The organism is Enterococcus mundtii, from assembly GCF_002947535.1.
Classification (GTDB): Bacteria; Bacillota; Bacilli; order Lactobacillales; family Enterococcaceae; genus Enterococcus_B; species Enterococcus_B mundtii_B.
In genome coordinates this window covers 1-2,932 of record NZ_PUAP01000029.1, presented here as the reverse complement: position 1 = coordinate 2,932, position 2,932 = coordinate 1, and the positions used below count along the sequence as shown (strand labels likewise).

At 39.9% G+C, this 2,932-nt stretch carries 2 protein-coding genes; both read left to right on the top strand.

Annotated features, from left to right (window positions below):
* Positions 1-319: 319 nt before the first annotated feature.
* Entirely contained in the window at positions 320-1,612 is a 1,293-nt protein-coding gene (locus tag CUS89_RS09965; protein ID WP_104872007.1) for an adenylosuccinate synthase, read from the top strand.
* A gap of 381 nt (positions 1,613-1,993) precedes the next feature.
* Entirely contained in the window at positions 1,994-2,857 is an 864-nt protein-coding gene (locus tag CUS89_RS09960) for a DegV family protein (RefSeq protein ID WP_104872006.1), read from the top strand.
* Positions 2,858-2,932: the final 75 nt, after the last annotated feature.

The window sequence follows — 2,932 nt, the reverse complement described above, 5'->3', positions numbered from 1 at the left end:
CGAGAAATAAGGCGTCATCCATGAAAATTGTTCTTCAAATTTTTGTGGATGGCGCCTTATTTGCGAAGCGATTACTTCTGTTCCCGCTGTTTATTCGATTTTAGGTGGTGCGAGAGGATTGATGTCCGGATACGTTTTTTGCAAAATTAGTCCGATCAGCCTCATACTTGGTAGGACCAATGGAATATAGTAAGTTATAATGTTCGCTTTTTAAACGTTTTCTCTAAAATATATTAAATATCATTCGATTTTAGTTGAATAAAGTTTGAAGTATTGTTACAATAATTCAGGATTAAATAATATTAAATGAGGTGTTCAAATGTCATCTGTAGTAGTAGTGGGTACACAATGGGGCGACGAAGGGAAAGGAAAAATTACTGACTTTCTTAGTGAAAATGCTGAAGTGATCGCACGGTACCAAGGTGGCGACAATGCGGGACACACAATTAAATTCGATGGTGTTACGTATAAACTGCACTTGATTCCTTCGGGGATTTTTTATAAAGATAAAATCAGCGTGATCGGGAATGGTGTGGTAGTCAATCCGAAATCTTTAGTCAAAGAATTGGCTTATTTACATGAAAAAGATGTGACGACAGATAATTTACGTATTTCTGATCGTGCGCATGTGATTTTACCGTATCATATCAAATTAGACCAATTGCAAGAAGATGCAAAAGGGGAAAATAAAATCGGTACGACGATCAAAGGGATCGGACCTGCTTATATGGACAAAGCCGCTCGCGTCGGTATCCGTGTAGCCGATCTATTGGACAAAGAAATTTTTGAAGAGCGTTTACGAGTGAATTTAGACGATAAAAACCGTCAATTTGTGAAAATGTTCGATTCAGAGCCAATCGACTTTGAAGAAATCTTTGAAGAATACTACGAATATGGTCAACAAATCAAACAATATGTAACAGATACATCAGTCATCTTAAATGATGCTCTAGATGCAGGAAAACGTGTTTTATTTGAAGGCGCACAAGGTGTGATGTTGGATATCGATCAAGGAACGTATCCGTTTGTTACGTCATCGAATCCAGTAGCTGGTGGTGTGACGATCGGTAGTGGGGTCGGACCTTCAAAAATCAATAAAGTGGTCGGTGTATGTAAAGCTTACACTTCACGTGTGGGAGATGGCCCATTCCCTACTGAATTGTTTGATGAAACAGGTCAACAAATTCGTGAAGTCGGTCGCGAATATGGTACAACGACTGGACGTCCACGTCGTGTCGGCTGGTTTGATACAGTCGTGATGCGTCACTCAAAACGTGTGTCAGGTATCACGAATCTATCATTGAATTCGATCGATGTCTTGAGCGGCTTAGAAACAGTGAAAATCTGTACAGCTTACGAATTAGATGGGGAACGGATCTATCATTATCCAGCAAGTTTGAAAGAATTGAACCGTTGCAAGCCAATCTATGAAGAATTACCAGGCTGGTCAGAAGATATTACTGCTTGTCGTACGTTAGCAGAACTACCAGAAAATGCACGTAACTATGTAAGACGTATCTCAGAGCTTGTCGGCGTGCGTATTTCAACATTTTCAGTAGGACCTGACCGAAACCAAACAAATATCCTAGAAAGCGTGTGGGCGCAAATCTAGGCCTTTCAGTGACGATTCGCTAACAGGAACATTCTTTTAAGAATGAGTGGATCACTGAAATCGCGAGAATTAAATGAGATCGGGACAGAAGTGTTTAGCCTCGAGAAATAAGGCGACAACCACGAAAATTGCTTTTCTAATTTTTGTGGTTGTCGCTTTGTTTCCGAAGAGGTTACTCCTGTTCCCACCATTTATCCGGTTCTAGAGAAACCAATAAAAATGAATGTTCCTTTTGGCTTAAACTTATCTGTGTTCATTTGACTGTTGGTTTGATTAGTTCGTGCCAATAACAACGAATGCAAGGGTTGAAGTTATTTAAAATTAAAGGAGTTTGCTATAATAGACAGCGATGAAAAGTGGAGAAAAAAGGAGTTGGAACAAATGTATCAAATAGTCACAGATTCATGTTGCGATCTGCCCTATCAAGTGTTGGCAAATGCAAATGTTGATTTTTTATCCATGGAAATCCAGATAGGTGAGGAAATACTAATTGATGATCTGGGAAAAACATTTGATTACGAAGGATATATCCAACAGTTACGAGAAGGAGCAATGCCTACGACCTCACAAATCAATGTAGGTCGCTATTTAGAGTTCTTCCGTAGCTATGTGGAGAAAGGTATCCCAGTCTTGTACGTTGCTTTTTCGAGTGGCATGAGTGGTTCTTACAGTAGCGCCTTACAAGCAGTCGAATTATTGAAAGAAACCTATGAGGACCCGCAAGTTCATGTGTTTGACACGAAAGCCGCAAGTATCGGCGAAGGACTACTCGTATTAGAAGCAGTTCGTTTGAAAGAATCGGGTTATTCTTTGGAAGAAACATTGGCTTGGTTACAAAATAATTACCTTAAAGTCCATTCTTGGGTAACAGTTGATGATTTAAAGCATTTAGAACGAGGCGGACGGATCTCTAAAGCAAGTGCTGCTATTGGTAGTCTGTTGAGCGTGAAGCCGATCATTACCGTTGAACCAAGTGGCCATTTAGCGAATGTCGATAAAGTGCGTGGTAGAAACAAATCTATTCAAAAAATCGTGGAGGAAACAGTCAAAACGATTGTAGCCCCACTAGAACAAACAGTGTATATCGCTTATGCCGGAGACTTAGAAAGTGCTGAGAAAGCCAAAAAATTATTAGAAGAAAATATTAAAACAAAAGAAATCAAACTCTATCCCTTAGGACCAACGATTGCCAGTCATACAGGCTATGGCTGTATCGCCATCTTTTCAATGGGTGTGAGTCGATAAAAAAAAGTGTCTGGGACATTAGTCCTCATGCACGACCAAAAACCGAATAAACGGCGGAACAGAAGTAACCTCTTC

What these genes read in the sequence shown, in the direction of transcription:
- CUS89_RS09965 (WP_104872007.1), top strand. Translation starts at nt 320, where the DNA reads ATGTCATCTGTAGTAGTAGTGGGTACACAATGGGGCGACGAAGGGAAA.
- CUS89_RS09960 (WP_104872006.1), top strand. Translation starts at nt 1,994, where the DNA reads ATGTATCAAATAGTCACAGATTCATGTTGCGATCTGCCCTATCAAGTG.